This is a genomic window from Bradyrhizobium sp. 154 (assembly GCF_023073875.1).
Taxonomy (GTDB): domain Bacteria; phylum Pseudomonadota; class Alphaproteobacteria; order Rhizobiales; family Xanthobacteraceae; genus Bradyrhizobium.
The window spans coordinates 381,870-405,052 of record NZ_JADPKG010000101.1; the positions used below are offsets into that span (position 1 = coordinate 381,870).

The window sequence follows — 23,183 nt, forward strand, 5'->3', positions numbered from 1 at the left end:
GTACAGAGTGCCGAGGGACCGTCATGGCCAAAGAGATCAGGCTCAACGCTTTTGCGATGAATTGCGTCGCACACCAGTCACCGGGCCTGTGGACCCATCCGCGTGATCGCACCGCCAACTATAACCGCCTGCCCTATTGGATTGATCTCGCCAAGACGTTGGAGCGCGGCCGCTTCGACGGGCTGTTCCTCGCCGACGTGCTCGGCGTTTATGACGTCTACGGCAATAGCCCTGACGCAGCCTTGCGCAACGCAGCACAGACGCCGTCGAACGAGCCGCTGCTGCTGCTCTCGGCGATGGCGGCAGTAACGCAAAATCTCGGGTTCGGCGTCACCAGCAATCTGTCCTTCGAGCCGCCCTACCCGTTCGCGCGGCGGATGTCGACGCTCGATCACCTCACCGAGGGACGGATCGGATGGAACGTCGTCACTGGCTATCTCGACAGCGCCGCGCGCGGCGCCGGCAAGGACAAGCAGACCGGGCACGACGACCGCTACGACATCGCCGACGAATATATGGAGGTCGTCTACAAGCTCTGGGAAGGAAGCTGGAAGGACGATGCCGTGCTGCGAGACCGGACGCGCGGCATCTTCACCGATCCCGCGAAAGTTCATCGCGTCAACCATGAGGGCGCGAACTACCGCATCAACAACACCATTCATCTCAGCGAGCCGTCGCCGCAGCGCACGCCCGTGCTGTACCAGGCCGGCACCTCGCCGCGCGGCCGGCAATTCGCGGCGAAGCATGCCGAATGCGTGTTCATGTCGGGACCGTCGGCCAAGGTGATCGCGCCGCGCGTGGCAGCAATCCGGCAAGAGGCCGCCGCGCTCGGCCGTAACCCGGCCGAAATCCTGATGTTCTCGATGATGACGATCATCCTCGGACGGACGGAAGCCGAGGCGAAAGAGAAATACGCCGACTATCGCCGCCATATCAGCCCCGAAGGCGCGCTGGCGCTGATGTCGGGCTGGACCGGCGTCGACTTCTCCGGTTACGACCTCGACCAGCAGGTCCGGCACGTCCAGAACGACGCTGGCCGCAGCGCCATGGACAACGTCACCCGGGCCGATCCGGACCGGGTCTGGACTGTGCGCGACGTCATCGAGCATGTCGGCATCGGCGGCGCCGGCCCCGTCGTGATCGGCACGCCGGAGATGGTTGCCGACAAGATCGAGCAATGGTTCGAGGCGACCGATGTCGACGGCCTCAACGTCGCCTTTGCGATCTCGCCCGGCGATTTCGAGGATATCGCCGACATGCTGGTGCCGGAGCTGACGCGGCGCGGACGGTACAAGCCGGGCTATGCCAAGGGCACGCTGCGGGAGAAGCTGTTCGGCGAGGGCCGGGCAAGGCTCGATGCGCCGCACCCGGCGGCGGGGTATCGGGTGGGGAAGACGGGGTAGGAGCCACACTCTCACTGTCATGCCCCGGCTTGCCATCTTCGCTGAAGCTTCGCCGGCCGAGTGAGCTTGCAAGCCCCGCATAGCCTAGCGCAGCCGGGACCGGGGCATCCAGTACGCCGCGGCCTATCGAGGAATCACAGCCGTCTCTGGAATACTGGATCGCCCGCCTTCGCGCGCGATGACAGCTGAGAACTTGGAGGCAGCGCTACTTACACCCTCCCGTCCACCAGCACCTCGATCAGCTTCGTCCCCGGCCGGCCAAGCGCCGACGACAGGGTCGTCTTCAGCTCACGCGAATCGCTGACCTTGATCGCCTCGCAGCCAAGCGCTTTCGCGACGCCCGCAAAATCCACCGGCGGATCGACGAAATCCATGCCGACGTAATTGTCGTCACCGTGGAATGCGAGCAGGCGCTGCTTGATGATGCGGTAGCCGCCATTGTTGGCGATGACGACGTTGAGCGGCAGCTTGTGATGCGCCGCCGTCCACAGCGCCTGGATCGAATACATCGCGCTGCCGTCGCCGGAGAAACAGACGACGGGGCGATCCGGATTGGCGATGCTGACGCCGACCGAGGCAGGCAGGCCCCAGCCGATGCCGCCGGAGGCGAGGCCGTGATAGCCGTAGCGTTCGCGATGCGGACGCAGGTTGGTGATCTGGCGGCTGGAGGTGAGCCCTTCGTCCACGAGAATGGCATGTTCGGGCATGGCCTCGACCATTTGCAACACCAGAAAGTCCGGGTCGATCGGCGTGCGGCCCGCGCTCCTGTTGATCTGCTCGATCAGCGCGGCGCGGCGCGCAGTCCAATTCTTCGGCACGAGCTCGGCGAGGTGCTGCTTGGCGCGGCTCGCGAGTGTTGCGCCGCCCATCTCTTTCAGCACCGGGATCAGCGCGCGCAGCGTTTCCTTCAAATCCGCCTTCAGCGCGATCTCGGCGCCGTAATTCTTGGCGATCTCCCAATCGACGAGACCGATCTGCACGATGCCGAGACCATCCGGCAGCGCATCGACTTCGCTATGGACCGACATCCGCAGCGGATCACCGCCAAGCGCAATCAGGAGATCGTAGGGCGCGAGCGTATCGCGCGCCGCTTTCTGAACCCGCGCCAGCGTGCCGACGAAGCTCGGGCTCTCCGAGAGGAAGTGCGCACCGTAAGCTGTCGAGGATTGAAACGCGGCGGCGCCGAGCAACTCCGCCAATTCAGCCGCCTCCTTCAGCGCGTCACTCTTGACCACTTCGTCCATGGTGACGATCACAGGACGCTCGGCTTTCAGCAGCCGCGCAGCAAAGGCCCTGAGCGCACCATCTGATGGTCTGGTACGCGCGTCGATGCGGGTGGAGCGGCCGAGATCGATGCCCGCCTCGCTATTGAGGATGTCGCCAGGCAGCGAGATGAACACGGGGCCGGTTGGCGGCGTGGTCGCGACCTTTGCCGCGCGGCGCACGATGCGCGGCAGGTCCTCGAGCCGCGTCACCTCGACCGCCCATTTCACCAGCGGCTCGGCCATGCGCACCAAGGGACCGTACAGCACCGGCTCCATCAGGCCGTGGCCCTGCTCCTGCTGGCCGGCGGTGAGGATCATCGGCGTGCCCGTGAACTTGGCGTTGTAGAGCGAGCCCATCGCGTTGCCGAGGCCGGGCGCGACATGGACGTTGCAAGCGACAAGCTTTCCGGAGGCGCGGCTGTAACCGTCGGCGATCGCGACCACCAGGCTCTCTTGCATCGCCATCACATAGGTGAGATCAGGGTGATCCTTCAGCGCATGCATGATCGGCAACTCGGTGGTGCCGGGATTGCCGAACAGATGGGTGATGCCTTCGTCCTTGAGCAGCGCGAGAAAGGCCGAGCGGCCGGTGATCTTGTTCTTCATGTTTCCTCCAGGAGCGGACGTTGCCGCAAGGATGGGCGTATGATGGCCGAAGTCGGAGGAAGCGTGCAAGGAAACGCGGTCATGGCTGCGTTGCGTGAGCGCCTCTCCGTGTCCCGGACGTGGCGCAAACGTGTAACGTTGCGACGCAGAGCCGGGACACAGAACTCGCACGGCGGAGGCTGGTACCATGGCCCCGGCTCAGGAGCGCACCGCCGAAGGGGCGCAGCGCTGCGTCCGGGGCACGAGAGCTGTGCGCGGTGCGCTACATCTCCTCCCGCCCCAATTCGAACGGATCCTCGCCCCTCACCCGTTTCTTCCTTTTCGAGCGCTGCCAGACCACGCCAGGAAAGCCCTTCAGCGGCACCAGCGGCTCGCCGGCATAGGCCCATTCCTGCAGCTCTTCGATGGCGATGTGATAGAGCGGCTGGCGGCCGGTGCGCTCGTTGAACAGCGCGCGGGGGATATTGACCATGTGCGGCCCGCGCGGGCGCTCATAAGCGATCGGCGTGCCGCAATGCGAGCAGAAGCTGCGGGTGGTCTTCGTGGCCTTGTCTTCGTAACGCGTGAGCGCAGTCTTGCCAGCGGTGATGCGAAAGCGCTTCTTCCAGCTCCCGACATAGGTCGCGTAGGCCGCGCCATGGGCGCGGCGGCTGGCGGCGGAATGATCATGCCAGGCCCAGCGCGCAGGCACGTCGATCTCGAAGCTGACCTTGCCGCAGAGACATTGCCCGGTGGCAATTCCTGCGGCGGCGGCGGCTTTGGCCATGGGGATTCTCTCCGTCGTCATTGCGAGGACGAGAATACACGATTGTCATTCCGGGGCGCGACGAAGTCGCGAGCCCGAATCCATCGGGCGGCACGCCAGGATGCGACATGGATTCCCGGCTCGAGGCGTTGCGTCGCCCCGGAATGACGGAAACAGTTCAGGCCGGCGTCAGTTCGTCATACGCCGGATAATCCGTGTACCCCTTCTCCTCCCCACCGTAGAACGTCGCACGATTGTACGGCGTGATCGGGAAGCCGTGCCGAAGACGCCGCGGCAGGTCGGGGTTGGAGATGAAGATGCGACCGAAGGCGATGATGTCGGCATATCCGTCGGCGATCGCGGCATTCGCGCTCTCGCCGGTGAAGCCGCCGGCGGTCATCAGCACGCCGCTGTAGAGCGGGCGGAACAGCACCATCGCGGAGGGCACGTTCTCCCAATGCACGTCGGCGCGGCCGGCGCCGCTGGAACGCGGCTCGATGAAGTGCAAATAGGCAAGACCGAGCTTGTCGAGCGCCCTCACGACATGGCTATAGAGCGGCATCGGATCGGGCTCGCCGGAATCATTGGCGATGCCGTGAGGCGACAGCCGGACGGCGACGCGGTTCGCTCCCCAGACGTCGATCGCGGCCTGCGTCACTTCGAACAGCAGCCGCGCGCGGTTCTCGATCGATCCGCCATACTGATCAGTGCGCTGGTTGCTGCGCGATTGCAGGAACTGCTCGAGCAGATACCCGTTGGCGCCGTGGATCTCGACGCCGTCGAAGCCGGCGGCGAGCGCATTCTTGGCACCCTGCCGGAATGCCTCGACGATGCCCTTGACCTCTTCGGTCTCCAGCGCGCGCGGCGTCTCGTAGTCCGAAATCTTGCCGTCGGCGGTCATCGCCTTCATGCCTTCGGCCTTGATCGGGATCGCCGAGGCCGACACCGGCAGCGCGCCACCGTGGAAGGAGGAATGCGAGACGCGGCCGACATGCCAAAGCTGGAGGAAGATGATGCCGCCTTTGGCGTGCACGGCATCGACCACCTTGCGCCAGCCAGCGACTTGCGCCTCCGAATAGATGCCCGGCGTCGCCGGATTGCCGCGGCCGTGCGAGAGCACAGGGGAGGCTTCCGCGATGATCAAGCCGCCCGGCGTCGCGCGCTGGCCGTAATATTCGGCGTTGAGCGGCCACGGCGCGAAAGTTTCGCGCTCCGCCCGCATGCGCGTTAGCGGCGCCATCGCGACGCGATGCGCGAGCCTGTACGGACCGACCTGCAACGGTCGAAACAACGCCTCGAACTTCATGCTGGCCTCAAATGCTTCGGAAGGATGACGATCATATAGCGGGGCGGCTACCGGAAAGGTGCCGCCCCACGAAGGCAATATTCCTCCTTGCGAAAGGGAGGAGGGAAACTACGCCGTCTTGATCCAGACGGCCTTCACGTTGAGATATTCCTCGACGTGCTGCTTGCCCGACTCGCGGCCATAGCCGCTCATCTTGTAGCCGCCGAAGGGCACAGCCGGGTCCATCGCCTGGTAGCAGTTCACCCACACCGAGCCGGCGCGCAAACTCTTCGCTACCGCATGGGCCTTGCTGACGTCGCGGGTCCATAGGCCCGAGCCGAGGCCGAAAGTGGTGTTGTTGGCGCGCTTGACCAACTCATCCATGTCCTTGAACGCGATCGCGGAGATGACGGGACCGAAGATCTCCTCCTGCGCGATGCGCATGTTGTCCTGGACGCCCGCGAACACCGTGGGTGAGACGAAGAAGCCCTTCGACAGCGCGCCTTCGGTGACGCGTCCGCCGCCGGCGAGCGCCTTGGCGCCTTCCTTTTGGCCGATATCGAGGTAGCCGGTGACACGCTCCAATTGCTGCTCGGACACCAGTGGGCCGATCTGGGTGTTTGGATCGAGGCCGTTTCCGACTTGCAGCTTCTTGCCGAACTCCGCGACGCGGCCGACGAACTCCTCGTAGATCGACTGCTCGACGAACAGGCGCGTTCCGGCGCTGCAGATCTGCCCCGAATTGGCGAACACCGCCATCGCGGCGCCCGGCACCGCGGCATCGAGATCGGCATCCGCGAATACGATGTCCGGCGACTTGCCGCCGAGCTCGAGCGAGACGCGCTTGAGGTTGCCGGCCGACGCACGGATGATCGACTGGCCCGTGACATGCGAGCCGGTGAAGGCGACCTTGTCGACGTCATGGTGCGAGGCGAGCGCCGCGCCCGCGGTCTCGCCATAGCCGGGAACGACGTTGATGACGCCGGGCGGCACGCCCGCTTCCATCGCAAGCTCGGCGATGCGCAGCGAGGTCAGCGGCGCTTCTTCGGCAGGCTTGAGCACCACCGTGCAGCCGGTCGCGATCGCCGGACCGATCTTCCAGATCGTCGCCGTCAGCGGCCCGTTCCAGGGGATGATGGCGCCGACGACACCGACCGGCTCCTTCAGCGTGTAGGAGAAGATCTCGCCCGGCAGCGAGTTCTCGATGGTCTCGCCATGGATCGCGGTGGTTTGGCCGGCGTAGTAACGCAGCATGCCGATGGCGCGCAGGCGATAGGCGCGGGTCCGGCTGACCGGGGCCCCCATGTCGAGCGTGTCGAGTTGCGACAATTCGTCGAAATTCTTCTCGACGAGATCGGCGAGCTTGAGCAGTAGGTTCTGCCGCTCGAACGGCTTGACCTTGCTCCAGGGTCCTTCGAAGGCGCGGCGGGCCGCGGCGACCGCACGGTCGATGTCTTCCTTGTCCCCCTCGGCGACGGTTGCGAGCAGCTCGCCGGTGGCGGGATTGCGGGTTTCGAAGCGCTTGCCTGAGGCAGCGTCGACCCACTTCCCGTCGACCAGCATCTGCTTGTAGGACCCGTTCGCGAATGGATGGCGCGTGATCGGAATAGCCTGCGACACAGCCATGGCTGCACTCCCTGTCAGGTGATTGATTGGTTCGATCTGGGCGCGATCGTTCGTCCCACAAAATACAGCGGCGCCGGAGAGGCGTAAAGGCGGCGCGGAGCGAAGACCTCCCATGCCGAGTTGTGCAGGGTCGCACGAGACACGTGCTATAACGCGGCGGAACGCAACGTAGCTTCGCCGGAGGCCGCCATGTCACATCCCGCCATCATCAAAGACAACGTTGCCGTGATCACAGGAGGCGCGTCCGGGATCGGATTTGCCGCCGCCGCGGCGTTTGCGCGCACCGGCATGAAGCTGTGCATCGCCGATGTCGATCAGGTGCGGCTGGCCGAGGCCGCAACAAAACTCTCATCCATCGCAGGTGCTGCGAATGTGATGACGTTTGCCGCCGATGTCAGCAAGGCCGAGAGCGTGACGGAACTCGAACATGCCGTAGGCGAACGCTTCGGCGGCACCGATATCTTGATGAACAATGCCGGCATCCAGCCCGGCAGCACATTGTTCGCCGGGCCGGACAATTGGCAGCGCATCATCGGCGTCAACATGTGGGGCATCATCAACGGCTCGCGCATCTTCGCACCTGGCATGATCGCGCGCGGTAAACCAGGCCTCATCATCAACACCGGATCGAAGCAAGGCATCACCACCCCGCCGGGCGATCCCGCCTACAATGTCTCCAAGGCCGGCGTGAAAGCTTTTACGGAAGCGCTCCAGCACGAGCTGCGTAACACGAAGGACTGCCACATCACCGCGCATCTGCTCATCCCCGGTTTCGTCTTCACCGGCCTCACCGCGAAAGGCCGCACCGAGAAGCCCGCAGGCGCCTGGACGCCGGAGCAGACCGTCGACTTCATGCTGGCGCGGATCGAGGCCGGCGACTTCTACATCCTGTGCCCGGACAACGACGTGCCGCGCGCACTCGACGAGAAGCGCATGCTGTGGGCCGCCGGCGACATCATCGAGAACCGCCCGCCGCTGTCGCGGTGGCACCCGGATTACGCCGATGCGTTCAAGACGTTTGTGGAGGGCGACTGACTATCAGACCCTCATGCTGAGGAGCTGGAGCGCGACAGCACGGTGAGATCAGATAACCCGCTTACAGCGTCTCTTGCTTGTGCCCGCAATCCTTGCAGGCGTACTTGACGCGCGTCTGGCCCTTTTCCGCCTGCACCCGGTTCGGCGCGCCGCACTTGCCGCAGACGGCCTCGATGCGGGTGGTGCCCTGCTTGACGACGATGGTTCTCTTTTCCATCGATTCGCGGATCAGGCGCTCGGCCTCCTCACGCAACGATTGTTTCGACAATGCTCGTCTCCGCCTCTGGAAAGCGCGAGAGCCATATCGCACCTGCGTTCAAATCACAATCGGCAAAGCCTGCTCTGACCTGGACAACCAGGTAACAAGCCTCAGCATGTAAAGGATCTCGGCAACATATGAGCGCAACACCCGCCATCATGGTTCGACTGCATTTTGCGGGCGATGCCACGATTGTTGCAAATGACCGGAGATACGGCGGGGGCGGATGCTCAGCATCAGCCGCCGCCATACAGCGCTCCTCTTCCGCGCCTCTCTCCTCAAGCCGCCTTGGACACCTCCATCAGCAGCCGCTCGGCCTTGGCGTCCTCGATGCGGTTCACGAGGCGGCTGCTCTCGTGATTGTCGCGCACGGTCTTGGTCAGCGTGATGCAGGTCTGGATCAGCATGACGATGCCCATGGTGAGATAGCCCTTCATCCAGAGGTCGATCGGCAGGAAGAAGATGCCGATGCCGACGAGGAAAGCCGAGGCTGCGAAGGACGCGTAAGTGAAGCTCACCCAAGCGCTGCTGTGCGGCTGGCCGTTCTGGTTCATGGTGGTCTCCTGTTGTTCGAATGATGATTGGTTCGGGAAGTTGGGGTTGAGATCAGGCAGTCGGCATGCGCTTGGACTTCAGCCGCGCCAGCACATCGTCTGCCGTCGTCTTGAGCCGCGGGCCAAAGCCCTGTTCGGCGAGTCTCTCGGCAGTGGCGAGCGGACCGGTGGTCGCGTCGAGCTCCACCAGGGCATCGTCGGCGGCCTGGGCCTCCATCTGCCGCTCGCGCAAACGCCTCAACGTGCCCTCCGCCTCCGGCAGCGTGGATTCGTAGGGTCGTGCAGCCTCGATGCCACTGCGACGAAGCGAGCGCACCGCTTCCGATGCGCGGGCAATGCGGCGGCCGCGATCGAGCTCGGTGATGCGAGCCTGCGCGCTGGCGACATGGCGCTTCAACCGCACGATCTCGGTCGCGAACAGCGCGCGTGCCGTCATCAACGCATCGCGATCGGCCTCAAGGCTCGCGATGGCTTCCGCCGCGTCCTTGGCGAGGTCGTCGCGGCCACCGTCGAGCGCCGCAACGGCGCGGGTCTCGAGATCGGCGATGCGGGCATTCGTCGCTTCGAGCTTGCGGCCCTCCTGCTGGTCCTGCGCGATCGCCAGCGCCAGCGTGCGCTTGCTGCGCTCGACGGCCGCGGCCGCATCACGCATCTGCTGATCGAGGATGAGTAGGGCGGTCCGGTCTTCCAGCTCCTCGCCCGCAGCGGCCACGCTGCCGCGGAAAAGGGTCACCACGGTCTTGAACATTTGTTGCTCCCTGTTATGAGCGTTGCTCACATATGCTTTCTAGCATATCTTGAGCGTTGCTCAAGAAATTTATGAGCGACGCTCACGAACTTGGTAGGCGATGTCTAAGATCTTGGAACGTCGAGAGAAATTGCGATCAGACCTAGTTCTTGCGGCGGAACGAATGATCGCTGAACGGGGATTGGCTGGCCTGAAGACCCGGGATCTCGCCCGCGAGATCGGCTGCGCCAATGGCGCGGTCTACAATCTCGTCGCCGACGTCGACGAATTGATCCTGCGCGTCGGCTCGCGCACATTGCTTCGGCTCGACAAGGCGCTCAGCGCCGCTGAGAGCGCGGGCGAGCCATCGCCACAAGAAGCCCTGGTCCGCATCGCGATCGCCTATTGTGATTTTGCCGCGGAAAATCTCCAGCTCTGGCGCGCGCTGTTCGAGCACCGCATGGAGGCCGACAAGATCGTCCCGGACTGGTCGATCGAGGACCAGATGCAGCTGTTCCGCCACATCTACCAGCCGCTGTCCGCGCTGCTTCCAAAGCGCAGCCCGGAAGAACTGAGCATCACCGCGCGCAGCCTGTTCTCGGCGGTCCATGGCATGGTGGCGCTGGGGTTGGAACAGAAGCTGGTCGCCGTACCCCTGCCGGCGCTGCGCAAGGAAATCGCAGGCCTCGTACGCGCAATGCTGGTTGGGCTAGTCGCCCTCGCAGAGTAGAGGCAGCGGCGAAACCGTTGGCGGTGGCTGACTAAAATTTCGCCTGTCGCATCGCGATTGCCGCGCTTAGCCTTCACGGAGCCCTATCCCCTCGCCCCACCCCGGAGTTCTCTATGCCCCTCCTCGTCCGCGGCGGCACCGTCGTCAATCACGATTGTTCGCGCCGTGCTGACGTGCTGATCGACGGCGAGGCCATCGTCGCGGTCGGGGCCTCACTCGATGCACCCGCGGGCGCTGAAGTGATTGACGCCGGCGGCGCCTACGTCATCCCGGGCGGCATCGATCCGCATACCCATCTCGAAATGCCGTTCATGGGCACCGTCACCGCCGACGATTTCGAATCGGGAACCAAAGCGGCGCTCGCTGGCGGCACCACGATGGTGGTGGATTTCTGCCTGCCCGATCACGGCCAGTCGATGCTCGCGGCGTATCAGGACTGGCGCCGCAAATCCGAGAAGGCGGCCGCCGACTATGGTTTCCACATGGCGGTGACATCGTGGTCGAAGCAAATCCATGACGAGATGGAGACCGTGGTCAAAACCTACGGCATCAACACGTTCAAGCATTTCATGGCCTACAAGGGCGCGCTCATGGTGAACGATGACGAGCTCTACAACTCGTTCGCGCGCTGCGCTCATCTGGGCGCCATGCCGGTGGTCCATGCCGAGAACGGCGACGTCGTCGCCCTGATGCAAGAGGCGCTTATCGCACGCGGCGTCACCGGCCCCGAAGGCCACGCTTACTCGCGACCGCCGGAGGTCGAGGGCGAAGCCACCAACCGCGCGATCATGATCGCGGACATGACGGGCACGCCGGTCTACATCGTGCACACCAGCTGCCGCGAAGCGCATGAGGCGATTGCAAGGGCGCGCGCGGCCGGCAAGCGCGTCTATGGCGAACCGCTGATCCAGCACCTGTTGCTCGACGCCGGCGAGTACCAGAACAAGGACTGGGATCACTCCGCCCAGCGCGTGATGTCACCGCCGTTCCGCGACAGATCGCATCAGGACAGCCTGTGGGCCGGCCTGCAAGCCGGCTCGCTCCAGGTCGTCGCGACCGACCATTGCGCCTTCACCATTGCGCAGAAACGGTTCGGCCTCGGCGACTTCAGGAAGATCCCGAACGGCACCGGCGGGCTCGAAGACCGCCTTGCGCTGCTGTGGACCGCGGGCGTCGCCACCGGGCGGCTGACTAGGGAAGAATTCGTCGCGGTGACTTCGGCGAACATCGCCCGCATCCTCAACATTTATCCGCGGAAAGGCGCCGTCGCCGCCGGATCGGACGCCGACATCGTGGTGTGGGATCCCAAGGCAACCAGGACCATCAGTGCCAAGCGGCAGATGAGTCGGATCGATTACAACGTGTTCGAGGGCTTTTCCTGCACCGGCGGATCGGCCGCGACGTTGTCCCGTGGCCGCATCGTCTGGAAAGATGGCGATCTGCGCGCCAAGGCAGGCGACGGCCGTTATGTCGAGCGGCCGCCATTCTCGCCGGTGCATCTGGCCAATTCGACCTGGAAGAAGCTCACCGCCCCGCCCGCGGTCGAACGCGGCGCGGTGACGCCGTAACACTCCTCGCCGCGAGATCAGAGCTATCGCTTCTGCGGCAATGTCTCGGGCAACTACAGCTTGAATCTTGGAGAGGGCTTAGGAACGAACGTCCGGACGTCTCGTTGTCGCGTATCTTTCCTTCCAGAGCGCGAGCCCTCCATGTATCACCACGTCAAAAAGCTGATGTTCACCGTGCGCGTCGACGAACCCGATCCGCGCTTCGGCAATATGCTCCTCGAGCAGTTCGGCGGCGCCAATGGCGAACTCGCGGCCGCGATGCAATATTCGATTCAGGGGCTGAATTGCGAGGACCCCGACCGCAAAGACCTCTTGATGGATATCGGCACCGAAGAGCTTAGTCATCTCGAGGTCGTCGGCTGCCTGGCGCGGATGCATCTTGCGCCTTCAAAGAACGACCGTCAGGCGGCGGAAGCCGATCCGCTCATTGCAATTGCCGGCGGCGGTGGCGTCAATCTGTTCAATTCGCAGGGGAATCCCTGGACCGCCGACTATCTCAAGATCACCGGCGAGCTCGACGTCGACCTGCGCAGCAACATCGCCGCCGAAGCGCGAGCCAAGATCGTCTACGAGCGTCTGATCAATTTCTGCGACGACGCCGGCAGCAAAGACGCACTACAATTCCTGATGACGCGAGAGATTACGCATATGAAGGCGTTCGCGCGCGCACTCGAAAGCCTGTCCAAACCGGCCTTCAGTGTCGGCCGGATTGCTCCGACGCCTGGCCTCGTGAACCAGTACTTCAACGACTCCACCGGCAGCGGTGACCACGGCGAAATCGACACCCGCGGTCCGTGGAACGAAGGCGAAGACTGGGTGTTCACCGAGTCCCCGGCACTGCAGTCCGCGGAGCCCGGCGCTGCCACATCGATCGTCACGGAGAGCTCGCCGCCCGTCGACGAAGCCGGCCTGACCGATCTTCTGCTTCACGAGCTGCGTGACATTCTCCATGCCGAGAAGCAGTTGACCAAGGCGCTTCCGAAGATGGCGCAGGCCGCGCGTTTCGATCAGTTGCGGGAACTGTTCGAGCAGCATCTCGCCGAGACCGAGAACCAGGTCGAACGCATCAACGAATGCTTCGAGCTCCTCGGCGAGAACGCTCGGGCCAAGCCTTGCAAAGGCATGATGGGGCTGATCGAGGAAGGCCAGGAGGTCATGAAGGAAGGCGAAGAGAAGGAAGACGCAGCCGCCGACCTCGCGCTGATCTCAGCGGCTCAACGCGTCGAACATTACGAGATGTCCGGCTATACCACGGCACGCAATCTGGCCCAGCAGCTCCGTCACAGCGCGGTCGTCGCTTTGCTCTCGAAATCGCTCGCCGAAGAAGAGAATGCCGATCTCCTGCTCAATCAGGTGGCGCGGTCGCTGATGTCGGTGGCGAAGATGCCCGCCGCACTGGAGCAGGCCGAATAGGAAGCCAGCCCAACGCGTGTGCGCACTGAGTTCAACCGCCCCCTCTACGGGGGCGGTACGCGCTGCTCCTCGTACTGCGCTGGCTGACTGGCTGTTCTTTGGCGAGTGGATCGCGCCGTCGATGACGCTCTTGACGATCGAACTGCTTACGTGCCGGTGCTGTTCAACTATGCCGCAATCGACCCTGCGCCGAACCGATCTTCTTGCGCAACCGCGAGCGGATTTCGACGCCTTCTGCACCAGCCGCCCGCAACAGGGTGGCACCAGGATGGGCTTGGCGATGGCACTCGCGGTAATGGCGAGCCATGGCGATCCGGCTCAAGCCGGCCGACCAGGGCCGCGGCTTTCGAACTTCAATTCCCAGTCGCCTATTCCCTGTAGCCTAGATGGCGAACACCCAGGCGGCGACGATGGTGCCGATGGTGACCAGACCGGCGATGGTCCAGCCGGCGGCATATTCCAGCTCCGGATGACCGGTCGCCCGCATGATCTCTGCCGGATCGGCGGTATGCTTCTCTGCCATGACGGCCTCGCACATTACTCCCCGCGTCCTATGTAAGTCGCATCAGCCGCAATTAGGTTCCATCACGGACGTGCGAGGAATGACGCAGCTAGGCTTGTTCGCAGAACCGCAGGAAGGGCCCGCTGGGCTTCGCTACACGGACGATTTTATCGAGGCGGCCAACGAGCAGGCCTTGATCGGCCGCATCGCGGCATTGCCGCTCCAGCGCTTCCAGTTCGGCGTCTTCGAGGGCAATCGCCGGGTGGCCTCGTTCGGCTATCGCTACGACTACTCCCTGCAACGACTGGCCGAGGCGGAGCCAATCCCGGACTGGGTGGCGCCCGTCGCGCGCCAGGTCGAGGCGTGGGCGGGTCTGCCGTCGGGCGACATCCGGCAGGTGCTCTGCACCGAATATGAGGTTGGCGTCGGCATCGGTTGGCACCGCGACAAGCCGCATTTCGACAAGGTCCTCGGCCTGTCGCTCGGCGCGCCCTGCAAATTCCGCTTTCGCCGCCGCAACGGCGACCGATGGGAGCGTCACACGCTCGAAGCCATGCCGCGCTCGCTCTACATGATGGACGGCGAGGCACGGTCGCAATGGGAGCACAGCATTCCGCCAGTCGAGGCGCGCCGCTATTCGATCACCTTCCGGACCATGAAGCGGGCCTGACGGGCGGTCCAAAACAAAAACTGCGAAAACAACCCCATGCACAGTAGAAAGCCGTTTCCGGCTCGAGGCTTTGCGGCGCTGGGCAACGGCTTGACAGATCGAGATAAAACGGCTGCGCCGCGCAATCGTCCCGCGGCCCGCCAACTTGCGTGCCAAGAGCGGCTGCAGGCCGGGCTGGATGCCCGTCCCGTGCCGACCGAGGTGCCGTGAAATCGCCTCAAGCCGAGCCAACTAATGGGGCGAATTGAATAGACAGGCCAAACCGGCAAGCCAATATGAGGCACGCAAGGCCGGCATCACCATGAAGAATTATCTGGCATTTTTCCTAACTCTGACCATGACCTCGGCCTCCGCGCACGGACCCTTGCCGGCGCGGCTGTCGCCGCCGTCCGATCTCGTCCAAGTGGGCCTCACCGACTCCGACACGACCGCCGGCGGCACCGCGCGGCTGTGCGAGCAGGTTACCTTCTCGCGCGGTTTGCGCTATGGCGAGAGCGAGGCCAATGTGCTCGACGTCGCGACCAGCGCGACCAAGGCGGATACCCCGCGGCCGGTGCTGCTGTTCGTGGCCGGCGACTCCTTCACCGGCGACCGCGCCGCGCCGGAGCTGGCTCGCCAGATCCAGGACCAGGCGATGTGCTTTGCCGCGCGCAATGACATGATCGGGGTCCGCGTGGGCTATCGCCTGGCGCCCGGCGCGACCTGGCCCGCCGGCGCGAGCGACGTGGCGGCGGCGCTGTCCTGGGTCCACGGCAATATCGACCTGTTCAACGGCGATGCCCGCGAGATCGTCGCGGTCGGCTACGGCGCCGGCGCCTTCCATGTCGCCACCCTGCTGGCGCATCCCGAGCTTCAGGCCGACCGCGCCGATGTGGCCGCCGTGATCCTGGTGTCCGGCATCTACCGTGCGGGCAAGGACGCCAGCGACAGCGAGAAGGCGTATCTCGGCAGCGACGCCAGCCAATATAACAAGCGCTCGGTCTTCCCCGGCATCCTCAATGTCGACGTGCCGATCGTGCTGGCCTGGGCCGCGGACGATTCCGCCGGTGTTGTGGCGCAGGGCGAGACCCTGAAGAAGACGCTCTGCGGCGCCGGCCATTGCCCTCGCAGCGCGCTGCTGCGCAGCCGCGACGGCATCGCGAGCGCCTTCGGCCTCGACGGCTCCGGCGACAGCCTCGCCGAGCCGACGCTGCTGCTGGTGCATCAGCTCGAGGCGCGGGGACTGCCGTAGAGGGCGTGACAGCAGGGCTGCCATTTCATTCGGTCCCTGCGCTGCGTTGAAGCGGGCGATCAAGCCATGCGATCGCCAAACGCTTGACCTACACCAACCAGCCTTGGTGGGGATCGAGCCGACCTCTCCGGGGCCAACGTCGAGGTGCCGACCATGCGCGTCACCGGCAGACTATCCTTCGTTTTGATCGTCGCCTACGCCTCCCTCGGGGCGATGTCGCAGCAACGTGCGGAGCAACCCACGACCGACAAGGAAATCCGCATCGGCAATGTCATGCCGTATTCGGGACCGCTGTCGGAGTTCGGCGCCATCGGCCAGGCGGAGGCCGCCTATTTCGACATGATCAACGCGCGCGGCGGCATCAACGGCCGCAAGATCCGCTTCATCTCGCGCGACGACAATTCCGATCCGGCGACTGCGCTGGAGCTGACGCGCAACCTGGTCGAGACCGACGATGTGCACTTGATGTTTGGGTCGTTCGGCACGCCCGGCAATCTCGCCACGCGCTGGTATCTGAACGAGAAGAAGATCCCGCAATTGTTCGTCGCCTCCGGCGACGAGGAGCTGAGCCAGCCAAGCGCGTTTCCCTGGACCATGGGCTGGCAGCCGTCGTTCCGGTCGGAGGGGCGCATCTACGCCAACTACATCCAAGCCTATTATCCCCGGAAGAAGATCGTGGTGCTCTGGCAGAACGACCAGTTCGGGCGCATGCTCTACAAGGGCGTCCAGGAGGGCCTTGGCGATTTGAACCGTCATGTCCTCGTCGACATCGCCTTCGACATTGCCGACGAGCATCTCGAGGGGCACGTCTCGATTCTCAAGCGCGCGGGCGCCGACATCTTCGTCTTTCTCGGCGTGCCGTCGACGGCCTCCAAGGTGATCAAGCTGGCGGCCTCATTTAATTGGCATCCGGTGTTCATCGTAAACGATGCCTCCGCCTCGATCGCCAATGCAATGGCGCCAGCGGGCCTGGAGAACTCCGCCGGCGTGATCTCCGCGGCCTTTCTGAAGGATCCGAGCGATCCCGCATGGAAGGACGATTCCGCCATGAAGGAATGGTTTGCCTTCATGGACAAATACCATCAAGTCGAAAGCACGAACAACAGCGCGGCCGTCTTTGGCTACGCCGCGGCCGAGGCGCTGACGCTCGTCCTGAAGCAATGCGGCGACGACTTCTCGCGCGAGAACATCATGCGTCAGGCGGCGTCGATTAGGGGTCATCACCCCTCCGTTGCGCTGCCCGACATCAGGATGAATACCTCGCCCAATAGCTATCTGCCGATCAAGCAGATGCGGCTCGTCCAGTTCGACGGCCGCTCCTGGCAGCCTTTTGGCGACGTGATCGAGACCGCCTTCACGGAAGGCGCGGCGCGGTGAGCTCACGCGCACCGCTGGGCTACCCATCCCCGCAGAAGGCAGGCCTATCGCATATGATCTTGGCGGCAGCCACAGCGCGCGCCTCGACCGCTTCATAATCGCTCTGCGTTTTATGAGAGTCGCAACAGGCACCTTTTCGTTTGATCGCGAATGCTTAAGATCGGCGCCTTCCTGCATCCGCTCCGCCGGGAGAGACCCATGACCGAGACTATCCGCATCAGGCGCTTCCATGCGCGGCCGGTGATCGTGCCGATGAACCTGCCGCTCCAGACCTCGACGGGGGCAATCGCAAAAGCGCCGCTGGTGCTGATCGACTGCGAGACCGACCAGGGCGTGCGCGGCCACGCCTATCTGTTCTCGATCACGCCGTCGGCCTTGAAGCCGTTGACCGCCATGGTCACGGAGATGTCAGACCTCGTCGCCGGCGACGAACTGCTGCCGTTCGAGATCGAGCGCAAGCTGTCCCAGCGCTTCACGCTGCTGGGCCTCGCCGGCCTGCAACGGCTGGCGCAATCCGGCATCGACATGGCGGCCTGGGACGCTCTCGCGCGCACACGCGGCCTGCCGCTGGCCCGCCTGCTCGGCGGCGCGCCGAAGCCGGTCAAGGCCTACAATTCGAAGGGGCTCGGCCTCATGCCTGCAGGCGCGGCGGTGGATGAAGCGCACAAGCTGCTGGCCGAGGGTTTTCGGGCGGCAAAGATCCGCGTCGGCCGGCCCGATGCGCGGGAGGATCTCGCCGTCGTGCGCGCGGTGCGCAAGGCCGTCGGCGATCAGGTGACGCTGATGTGCGACTACAATCAGGCGCTGACGGTCACGGAAGCCATCCGCCGCGGCGAGATGCTCGACGACGAGAGCTTGAGCTGGATCGAGGAGCCGATCCGCCACGACGACTATTCGGGCTGCGCCCGCATTGCGGACGCGCTGCATACGCCGGTCCAGATCGGCGAGAACTTCGACAGCGCATTTGCGATGCAGTCGGCACTCTCCGCAGAAGCCTGCGACTACGTGATGCCCGACGTCCAGCGCATCGGCGGCGTCACCGGCTGGCTGCGCGCTGCCTCGCTGGCACACGCCGCCGGCATCGAGATATCGACGCATCTGTTCTCGGAAGTCAGCGCGCACCTCTTGTGCGTGACGCCGACCGCACATTGGCTGGAATATGTCGACTGGGCGGACGCGGTGCTGTCGACGCGCCTCGCGATCAAGGACGGCTTTGCGTTGCCGAGCGAGGAGCCCGGCAACGGGATTGCGTGGGACGAGGCGGCAGTCACCAAATATCTCGTCAGCTAATCGCGCCTACCGCGGGTAACGGCGCTCGGCGGCGAGATCGAGCTTGCGAAAGTCGGCGGGCTGCCCTTCGCGCGAATTCAACTAAGAGCTCGGGTCGTCGCCCTCAAGGGCGATCCCTTGATGCTGGAGAATATCTTCGTGGACGAGTGATGTTCATCTCCGAGGTCGAGTTAGCCGATGCCGCATTCCGCGATCAGGACCCAGATCGACTTCAGGGACGTCAACGGCGCGCACGTCGTCGCCGCTGGTTCACCTGGCTGATCTCGATGTGTGGAAGACGCGTCTGCGTGAGAGGCGCTCCCTTCACCGGCGCTCACCGGAGTCGCGCCGGTAGCGGAAGTCGCAATGATCGGCGCCTTGCATGATGGTCTGCGTGCGCGTGAGCGTGATGTCAGGGCCGAAGCCATCTGCTGTCGCAAAGTCGGCGGTGCAGATCAGGAGGAAGCCGAGCTCGGGCTCGCCGAGCGCCTTGTAGAACTCGGCATAGGCGCATCGTTTCACATCGAAGGCGAAGACGTCTTTCGACTGCTCGATGACGTCATAGGCGAGCGCGTCGCCGCGGGCATAGGTCTTGAAGGCGGACGCGACCGGCTGGCCGAGGTCTGTCTCGTCCTTGTTCAGGTTCTTCGATTTCCAGAATTCCTCGCCGAAGCCGCGATAGAGATCGCCGAGCGCCTTGCGCACCAGCGTGTTGGCGCGCGCCTCGCCGAGTTCGGCCTGCAATGCCTTGACCAGCGGCACCAGCACCTGCGCCTGGATTTTTGCCTGTTCGATGACGGACACGCTCATGGGCAGCCTCGCGTCTTGGATCAAGGCCGTAGATTTATGAGTGACGGTGAAGACCATCACCGCAGAGGATCTACGACTGCGGCAAGAATAGCCGCGATAGGGACGATTGGCTAACTTTCCGCAGGATAGACCAAGCTGCCGTCAGCCATGACGCGCCGCCGGATTCATCTCGGCCGGATTGACCTGCCCTGGTCCCAGAATGTGAAACACGGTTTCCCCGGCGGCGAGCAGATAATCGGTGATGATGCGTCGGTGACATCGCCACCACAATGTTTCCGCGCACATGATGGCGCAGCGCTGCGTCTGCCCGAGATCGCGCAAATGAGCGAGACCATGGTGAAAGGCCGCGCTCATGGCATGGTCCGCATAATTGTGAAAGCTGCCGTTCTGCCAGAAAGCATTGGTCTCGCGCGGCACCTCGCGCTTGCGGCTGCGCAGGCCGCCGAGCGAGGCGATATGCTCGTAGCCGATCGAAACGGCCGCGAGCGACTGCGGCAGCGTGTCGCGATTATACTGCGGATTGGTGCGCGAGCGGGGAACGGTGCGAACGTCGGCCAGATATGTGATCGAGCTGCCTCGGAGCAACTCGACGAATTCCCCAATCGAACGCGTGGCATGGCCGATGGTGAAGAAGGGATGAGCCATGGGGATGCCTTGCTCACCTCACGTTCGTCAGCTCTGCAACAATCGCAACGCCTTGCCCTTGTGCAGGGCGACGTGATCGGTCTGGTCGCTCTTGATCTCGTATTGCGGATCGTCCGGCGTAGCGTGTGGACGTAGCCCTTGTAGTCGACGTCCTCGGTGTGCGCGCGCAGGATACGGCCGCGCACGCGGCCGGCCTCCGAATTCCAACTGACGTGATCGCCGCGCTTGAAGGTTTTCGGCATGGCGGACCAATATCGATGGCATCGGACTGTTCCAAGGACACCCCAGCCCGTCTACGCTTCGCGTTAGGATACGTTGAATCGTGGCTTGCCGAGCCGTAGCTCGCGGCGATAAGCCCGCCTGCGCCCTTGGGGCTTCGGCGTGGCATCCTTCTCTCGCTTCGCGAGCGAAGGATGGTGGGCACGACAGGGATCGAACCTGTGACCCCTACCATGTCAAGGTAGTGCTCTCCCGCTGAGCTACGTGCCCTAGAGGTCGTCTAGATCGGGTGGGGTCCCTATAACGGCTCAGGGGAGCCTGTGCAAGGACGGAAGGGGGCCGATTCAGGCCGCCAGCATCTTGTTCACTTCACTGACCAATTCGCGCAGATGGACGGGTTTGGACAGCACCTTGGCATTCTTGGGGGCGTCCGAATCCGAGTTCAGGGCGACCGCGGCGAAGCCGGTGATGAACATGATCTTGATGTCGGGGTCGAGTTCCGAGGCGCGGCGGGCGAGCTCGATGCCGTCCATCTCCGGCATCACGATGTCGGTCAGCAGCATCTCGAACGGTTCTTCCCGCAACCGCTGATAGGCGGCCATGCCGTTGTCGTGGGACGAGACCTGAAAACCGGCGTTTTCCAGCGCCTTGACCAGGAAGCGGCGCATGTCGTTGTCGTCTTCGGCGAGCAGTATCTTTGGCATGGCAGGAAACGTCGAATCCCCAGAGGATATCAGCAGAGGTCACTAAGCCCGACAGAGGGTAAATTTGGGGTGAAAATCTTAACCCTGAGACGGCTGCCACTGCCGGTCCCTTGTGAACCGGAATGCAGTTCGAATCAATCGAGCCGCCACCGCATCCCCGCCTCCCTGCCCGCACGGTTAAGACGTGTTCCAACGTCCATCGCATCTTTTCGCTTGGCAGAATGGTTGCGATTCCGGACAATGACGACACATAAGAGCCGCTCGATCGGCCGAATCAATGCGATCTGGACCACGCCAGATCCCGGCGCGAAGGGACGAAGCCTGAGAAGATGACCCGGTTTGACGGCGCGACGTCGCCAGCCTTCGAGATCGTGGAGCCCGCGCAATGGCGTGCCCCGGTCATCTTCAACTCGCCCCATTCCGGCTCGACCTATCCGGACGAATTCCTCAGCGCCTCCAGGATCGACCTGCCGACGCTGCGGCGGTCCGAAGATTCCTTCATGGACGAGCTGATCGGCCATTTGAGCGATCGCGGCTTTCCCACCGTGCGGGTCAACTTTCCCCGCTCCTATGTCGACGTCAACCGCGAGCCCTATGAGCTCGACCCGCGCATGTTCACCGGCCGTCTGCCGAGCTTTGCCAATACCCGCTCGATGCGGGTCGCTGGGGGCCTCGGCACCATTCCGCGCGTGGTCGGTGACGGACAGGAGATCTACCGCGACCGCATCCTGGTCGACGACGCGCTGGGGCGCATCGAGACGCTGTATAAGCCCTACCACCGCGCGCTGCGTCGGCTGATCAACAAGGTACACCAGATGTTCGGCACCGTGGTGCTGGTCGACTGCCACTCGATGCCATCGGTCGGCGTCTCCCGCGACGAGCCGCGCCGGCCCGACATCGTGATCGGCGACCGCTATGGCACGAGCTGCACGCCGCTGCTTCCCGACCGCATCGAGGAGACCATGACGGGGCTCGGCTATTCGATCGGCCGCAACAAGCCCTATGCCGGCGGCTTCATCACCGAGCATTACGGCAACCCCGCAAGCGGCTTGCATGCGGTGCAGCTCGAGCTCAATCGCGCGATCTACATGGACGAACGGCGGCGCGAGCGCGGTCCGCGCTTTGCGCAAGTCGCAAGCGACTTCGCCATCCTCGCCGACGTGCTGGCGGCCACGATCCCGTTCGGCGATCTCGGCCCGTTCCAGGCCGCAGCGGAATAGGCTTGGATTTTTCCCCGAACGATCCGTGCCATGAGCAACGGCGCGCGCGTTTCGCTGCGCAGCGCCGCGCGCTGAAAACGAAAGCAGACCCGGAAAGAAAAAAGGGCCGCTTCTGATGAAGAAGCGGCCCAAGTCTAGGGAGGAAACGCCCAAGGAGGGCAGCGGTAACGCAAAGCGCTACCGCACCGCAACAATATGCGACCGCGCCGCACAAAGTGCAAGGGCTTTTGAGCGATTTCCCATGCAAAACACACATGGCTCAGTTGCTTCTATGGAAACCCAGATTCACTTTCTTTAATAAGAGAATTCAATGGGTTGATAGATGTTTGCATACGAACGAGGCATGATTGGAACTTAGTTTTCAACGCTGTGATCGAATGGCCAAGAGATGACTGAGATAAGGCAGCCGGCTGCGGCATTCAAAATACCAGGGAGCATTTAAAGACAGCGCTGCAAGATTCTGCCGATTTGAGCTAGGCAGAAGCGAGCTTCATTCGACTTTCGCTTTTGAGGATACGCCGTGACGGTGATCGACTTCTCAGCTTTCATCGGACGGCTCGCCACCGTCTCGGGCGAAACCATCCTGCCGTTCTTCCGCACCTCACTGTCGGTCGACGACAAGAGCAAAACCAAGGATTTCGATCCCGTGACGGAAGCCGATCGCGCCGCGGAGGCAGTGATGCGGCGGCTGATCAAGGCCAGCTTCCCCCAGCACGGCATCGTCGGCGAGGAGTTCGGCAATGAGCGCGACGACGCCGACTATGTCTGGGTGCTCGACCCCATCGACGGCACGAAGTCCTTCATCGGCGGCTTTCCGATCTGGGGCACCCTGATCGCGCTGCTGCACAAGGGCGCGCCGGTGTTCGGCATGATGCACCAACCCTTCATCGGCGAACGCTTCTCCGGCGACAACGGCTCGGCCAATTACAAGGGCCCCTCCGGCGAGCGGCGGCTCCAGGTCCGCCGCTGCACCTCGCTCTCGCAAGCCACGACCTACACCACCAGCCCGCTGCTGATGAACGAGCGCGACCGCGCCATCTTCGGCCGCATCGAGCAGGGCGCGCGGCTGTCGCGCTATGGCGGTGACTGCTACTCCTATTGCATGCTCGCGGCCGGCCATGTCGACCTCGTGGTCGAGACCGAGCTGAAGCCCTACGACATCGCGGCGCTGATCCCGATCGTGACCGGCGCCGGCGGCATCGTCACCACGTGGGAAGGCAAGCCGGCCCAGGGTGGCGGCCGCATCATTGCGGCCGGCGACCCCAGGGTCCACGAAGAAGCACTCAAGCTATTGAACCAATAACAACGCGAGCGGAGGGC

At 63.8% G+C, this 23,183-nt stretch carries 22 protein-coding genes, 1 tRNA gene and 1 pseudogene; 11 read left to right on the forward strand and 13 right to left on the reverse strand.

Annotation, left to right across the window (positions count from 1 at the left end):
• Positions 1–23: 23 nt before the first annotated feature.
• Positions 24–1,403: an LLM class flavin-dependent oxidoreductase gene (locus tag IVA92_RS24545; RefSeq protein ID WP_247277656.1), complete on the forward strand. Its 1,380-nt coding sequence runs from the start codon at positions 24–26 to the stop codon at positions 1,401–1,403.
• Positions 1,404–1,612: 209 nt separating this feature from the next.
• Here the strand turns inward: IVA92_RS24545 and IVA92_RS24550 are convergent, their stop codons facing one another.
• The 4 genes from IVA92_RS24550 to IVA92_RS24565 form a co-directional block, all read right to left on the reverse strand.
• Positions 1,613–3,274 carry a thiamine pyrophosphate-binding protein gene (locus tag IVA92_RS24550; protein WP_247277657.1) on the reverse strand — a complete coding sequence of 554 codons (1,662 nt, stop codon included), beginning with the start codon at positions 3,272–3,274 and terminating at the stop codon, positions 1,613–1,615.
• A gap of 262 nt (positions 3,275–3,536) precedes the next feature.
• Positions 3,537–4,040: a GFA family protein gene (locus IVA92_RS24555; RefSeq protein ID WP_247277658.1), complete on the reverse strand. Its 504-nt coding sequence runs from the start codon at positions 4,038–4,040 to the stop codon at positions 3,537–3,539.
• A 157-nt stretch (positions 4,041–4,197) separates the two neighbouring features.
• Positions 4,198–5,325: an alkene reductase gene (locus IVA92_RS24560; RefSeq protein WP_247277659.1), complete on the reverse strand. Its 1,128-nt coding sequence runs from the start codon at positions 5,323–5,325 to the stop codon at positions 4,198–4,200.
• Positions 5,326–5,433: 108 nt separating this feature from the next.
• The gene (locus tag IVA92_RS24565) at positions 5,434–6,930 is read right to left on the reverse strand and encodes an aldehyde dehydrogenase family protein (RefSeq protein ID WP_247277660.1); all 1,497 of its coding nucleotides are present in this window, start codon (positions 6,928–6,930) and stop codon (positions 5,434–5,436) included.
• Positions 6,931–7,119: 189 nt separating this feature from the next.
• Here IVA92_RS24565 and IVA92_RS24570 point away from each other — a divergent pair, with 189 nt between their 5' ends.
• Positions 7,120–7,965, forward strand: coding sequence for an SDR family NAD(P)-dependent oxidoreductase (locus IVA92_RS24570; RefSeq protein ID WP_247277661.1), 846 nt, complete (start codon positions 7,120–7,122; stop codon positions 7,963–7,965).
• Between the two features lie 61 nt (positions 7,966–8,026).
• Here the strand turns inward: IVA92_RS24570 and IVA92_RS24575 are convergent, their stop codons facing one another.
• The 3 genes from IVA92_RS24575 to IVA92_RS24585 form a co-directional block, all read right to left on the reverse strand.
• Positions 8,027–8,233, reverse strand: a complete 207-nt coding sequence (locus IVA92_RS24575; RefSeq protein ID WP_247277662.1) for a hypothetical protein — start codon at positions 8,231–8,233, stop codon at positions 8,027–8,029.
• Between the two features lie 269 nt (positions 8,234–8,502).
• Positions 8,503–8,778, reverse strand: coding sequence for a YiaA/YiaB family inner membrane protein (locus IVA92_RS24580; protein ID WP_247277663.1), 276 nt, complete (start codon positions 8,776–8,778; stop codon positions 8,503–8,505).
• Positions 8,779–8,830: 52 nt separating this feature from the next.
• Positions 8,831–9,526: a PspA/IM30 family protein gene (locus IVA92_RS24585; RefSeq protein WP_247277664.1), complete on the reverse strand. Its 696-nt coding sequence runs from the start codon at positions 9,524–9,526 to the stop codon at positions 8,831–8,833.
• Positions 9,527–9,626: 100 nt separating this feature from the next.
• Here IVA92_RS24585 and IVA92_RS24590 point away from each other — a divergent pair, with 100 nt between their 5' ends.
• The 3 genes from IVA92_RS24590 (at position 9,627) to IVA92_RS24600 (ending at position 13,216) form a co-directional block, all read left to right on the forward strand.
• A complete protein-coding gene (locus IVA92_RS24590) occupies positions 9,627–10,235 on the forward strand; it encodes a TetR/AcrR family transcriptional regulator (protein ID WP_247277665.1) in 609 nt (202 codons plus the stop codon).
• A 113-nt stretch (positions 10,236–10,348) separates the two neighbouring features.
• Positions 10,349–11,803 (forward strand): dihydropyrimidinase, encoded by a 1,455-nt coding sequence (hydA, locus tag IVA92_RS24595; RefSeq protein WP_247277666.1) that lies wholly within the window; start codon positions 10,349–10,351, stop codon positions 11,801–11,803.
• Between the two features lie 141 nt (positions 11,804–11,944).
• Entirely contained in the window at positions 11,945–13,216 is a 1,272-nt protein-coding gene (locus tag IVA92_RS24600; RefSeq protein ID WP_247277667.1) for a DUF892 family protein, read from the forward strand.
• A gap of 382 nt (positions 13,217–13,598) precedes the next feature.
• Here the strand turns inward: IVA92_RS24600 and IVA92_RS24605 are convergent, their stop codons facing one another.
• The gene (locus tag IVA92_RS24605) at positions 13,599–13,739 is read right to left on the reverse strand and encodes a hypothetical protein (protein ID WP_007597071.1); all 141 of its coding nucleotides are present in this window, start codon (positions 13,737–13,739) and stop codon (positions 13,599–13,601) included.
• A 79-nt stretch (positions 13,740–13,818) separates the two neighbouring features.
• Between IVA92_RS24605 and IVA92_RS24610 the strand changes: the two genes are divergently transcribed.
• The 4 genes from IVA92_RS24610 to IVA92_RS24625 all read left to right on the forward strand — a co-directional run bounded on the left by IVA92_RS24610 (position 13,819) and on the right by IVA92_RS24625 (position 18,286).
• Positions 13,819–14,388 (forward strand): alpha-ketoglutarate-dependent dioxygenase AlkB, encoded by a 570-nt coding sequence (locus IVA92_RS24610; protein WP_247277668.1) that lies wholly within the window; start codon positions 13,819–13,821, stop codon positions 14,386–14,388.
• A gap of 301 nt (positions 14,389–14,689) precedes the next feature.
• Positions 14,690–15,619 carry a carboxylesterase family protein gene (locus IVA92_RS24615; protein WP_346015515.1) on the forward strand — a complete coding sequence of 310 codons (930 nt, stop codon included), beginning with the start codon at positions 14,690–14,692 and terminating at the stop codon, positions 15,617–15,619.
• A gap of 153 nt (positions 15,620–15,772) precedes the next feature.
• Positions 15,773–16,996: an ABC transporter substrate-binding protein gene (locus IVA92_RS24620; protein ID WP_247277670.1), complete on the forward strand. Its 1,224-nt coding sequence runs from the start codon at positions 15,773–15,775 to the stop codon at positions 16,994–16,996.
• A gap of 198 nt (positions 16,997–17,194) precedes the next feature.
• Entirely contained in the window at positions 17,195–18,286 is a 1,092-nt protein-coding gene (locus IVA92_RS24625; RefSeq protein ID WP_247277671.1) for an enolase C-terminal domain-like protein, read from the forward strand.
• Between the two features lie 303 nt (positions 18,287–18,589).
• Here the strand turns inward: IVA92_RS24625 and IVA92_RS24630 are convergent, their stop codons facing one another.
• The 5 genes and pseudogenes from IVA92_RS24630 to IVA92_RS24650 all read right to left on the reverse strand — a co-directional run bounded on the left by IVA92_RS24630 (position 18,590) and on the right by IVA92_RS24650 (position 20,643).
• Positions 18,590–19,075, reverse strand: a complete 486-nt coding sequence (locus tag IVA92_RS24630) for an L-2-amino-thiazoline-4-carboxylic acid hydrolase (RefSeq protein ID WP_247277672.1) — start codon at positions 19,073–19,075, stop codon at positions 18,590–18,592.
• 141 nt (positions 19,076–19,216) lie between these two features.
• Positions 19,217–19,720 carry a DUF488 domain-containing protein gene (locus tag IVA92_RS24635; RefSeq protein ID WP_346015513.1) on the reverse strand — a complete coding sequence of 168 codons (504 nt, stop codon included), beginning with the start codon at positions 19,718–19,720 and terminating at the stop codon, positions 19,217–19,219.
• Between the two features lie 27 nt (positions 19,721–19,747).
• Positions 19,748–19,962: pseudogene (locus tag IVA92_RS24640) on the reverse strand (DUF2945 domain-containing protein).
• Between the two features lie 172 nt (positions 19,963–20,134).
• Positions 20,135–20,209: transfer RNA gene (locus IVA92_RS24645), tRNA-Val, on the reverse strand.
• 74 nt (positions 20,210–20,283) lie between these two features.
• Positions 20,284–20,643, reverse strand: coding sequence for a response regulator (locus IVA92_RS24650; RefSeq protein WP_007597092.1), 360 nt, complete (start codon positions 20,641–20,643; stop codon positions 20,284–20,286).
• Positions 20,644–20,972: 329 nt separating this feature from the next.
• On the opposite strand from IVA92_RS24650, the gene IVA92_RS24655 reads away from it, so the two are divergent.
• Together IVA92_RS24655 and hisN are read left to right on the forward strand one after the other, a co-directional pair.
• Positions 20,973–21,863, forward strand: coding sequence for an N-formylglutamate amidohydrolase (locus IVA92_RS24655; protein ID WP_247277673.1), 891 nt, complete (start codon positions 20,973–20,975; stop codon positions 21,861–21,863).
• A gap of 520 nt (positions 21,864–22,383) precedes the next feature.
• Positions 22,384–23,166, forward strand: coding sequence for a histidinol-phosphatase (gene hisN, locus IVA92_RS24660; protein ID WP_247277674.1), 783 nt, complete (start codon positions 22,384–22,386; stop codon positions 23,164–23,166).
• Positions 23,167–23,183: the final 17 nt, after the last annotated feature.

What these genes read in the sequence shown, in the direction of transcription:
- IVA92_RS24545 (WP_247277656.1), top strand. Translation starts at nt 24, where the DNA reads ATGGCCAAAGAGATCAGGCTCAACGCTTTTGCGATGAATTGCGTCGCA.
- IVA92_RS24550 (WP_247277657.1), bottom strand. Translation starts at nt 3,274, where the DNA reads ATGAAGAACAAGATCACCGGCCGCTCGGCCTTTCTCGCGCTGCTCAAG.
- IVA92_RS24555 (WP_247277658.1), bottom strand. Translation starts at nt 4,040, where the DNA reads ATGGCCAAAGCCGCCGCCGCCGCAGGAATTGCCACCGGGCAATGTCTC.
- IVA92_RS24560 (WP_247277659.1), bottom strand. Translation starts at nt 5,325, where the DNA reads ATGAAGTTCGAGGCGTTGTTTCGACCGTTGCAGGTCGGTCCGTACAGG.
- IVA92_RS24565 (WP_247277660.1), bottom strand. Translation starts at nt 6,930, where the DNA reads ATGGCTGTGTCGCAGGCTATTCCGATCACGCGCCATCCATTCGCGAAC.
- IVA92_RS24570 (WP_247277661.1), top strand. Translation starts at nt 7,120, where the DNA reads ATGTCACATCCCGCCATCATCAAAGACAACGTTGCCGTGATCACAGGA.
- IVA92_RS24580 (WP_247277663.1), bottom strand. Translation starts at nt 8,778, where the DNA reads ATGAACCAGAACGGCCAGCCGCACAGCAGCGCTTGGGTGAGCTTCACT.
- IVA92_RS24585 (WP_247277664.1), bottom strand. Translation starts at nt 9,526, where the DNA reads ATGTTCAAGACCGTGGTGACCCTTTTCCGCGGCAGCGTGGCCGCTGCG.
- IVA92_RS24590 (WP_247277665.1), top strand. Translation starts at nt 9,627, where the DNA reads ATGTCTAAGATCTTGGAACGTCGAGAGAAATTGCGATCAGACCTAGTT.
- hydA (WP_247277666.1), top strand. Translation starts at nt 10,349, where the DNA reads ATGCCCCTCCTCGTCCGCGGCGGCACCGTCGTCAATCACGATTGTTCG.
- IVA92_RS24600 (WP_247277667.1), top strand. Translation starts at nt 11,945, where the DNA reads ATGTATCACCACGTCAAAAAGCTGATGTTCACCGTGCGCGTCGACGAA.
- IVA92_RS24605 (WP_007597071.1), bottom strand. Translation starts at nt 13,739, where the DNA reads ATGGCAGAGAAGCATACCGCCGATCCGGCAGAGATCATGCGGGCGACC.
- IVA92_RS24610 (WP_247277668.1), top strand. Translation starts at nt 13,819, where the DNA reads ATGACGCAGCTAGGCTTGTTCGCAGAACCGCAGGAAGGGCCCGCTGGG.
- IVA92_RS24615 (WP_346015515.1), top strand. Translation starts at nt 14,690, where the DNA reads ATGAAGAATTATCTGGCATTTTTCCTAACTCTGACCATGACCTCGGCC.
- IVA92_RS24620 (WP_247277670.1), top strand. Translation starts at nt 15,773, where the DNA reads ATGCGCGTCACCGGCAGACTATCCTTCGTTTTGATCGTCGCCTACGCC.
- IVA92_RS24625 (WP_247277671.1), top strand. Translation starts at nt 17,195, where the DNA reads ATGACCGAGACTATCCGCATCAGGCGCTTCCATGCGCGGCCGGTGATC.
- IVA92_RS24630 (WP_247277672.1), bottom strand. Translation starts at nt 19,075, where the DNA reads ATGAGCGTGTCCGTCATCGAACAGGCAAAAATCCAGGCGCAGGTGCTG.
- IVA92_RS24635 (WP_346015513.1), bottom strand. Translation starts at nt 19,720, where the DNA reads ATGGCTCATCCCTTCTTCACCATCGGCCATGCCACGCGTTCGATTGGG.
- IVA92_RS24650 (WP_007597092.1), bottom strand. Translation starts at nt 20,643, where the DNA reads ATGCCAAAGATACTGCTCGCCGAAGACGACAACGACATGCGCCGCTTC.
- IVA92_RS24655 (WP_247277673.1), top strand. Translation starts at nt 20,973, where the DNA reads ATGACCCGGTTTGACGGCGCGACGTCGCCAGCCTTCGAGATCGTGGAG.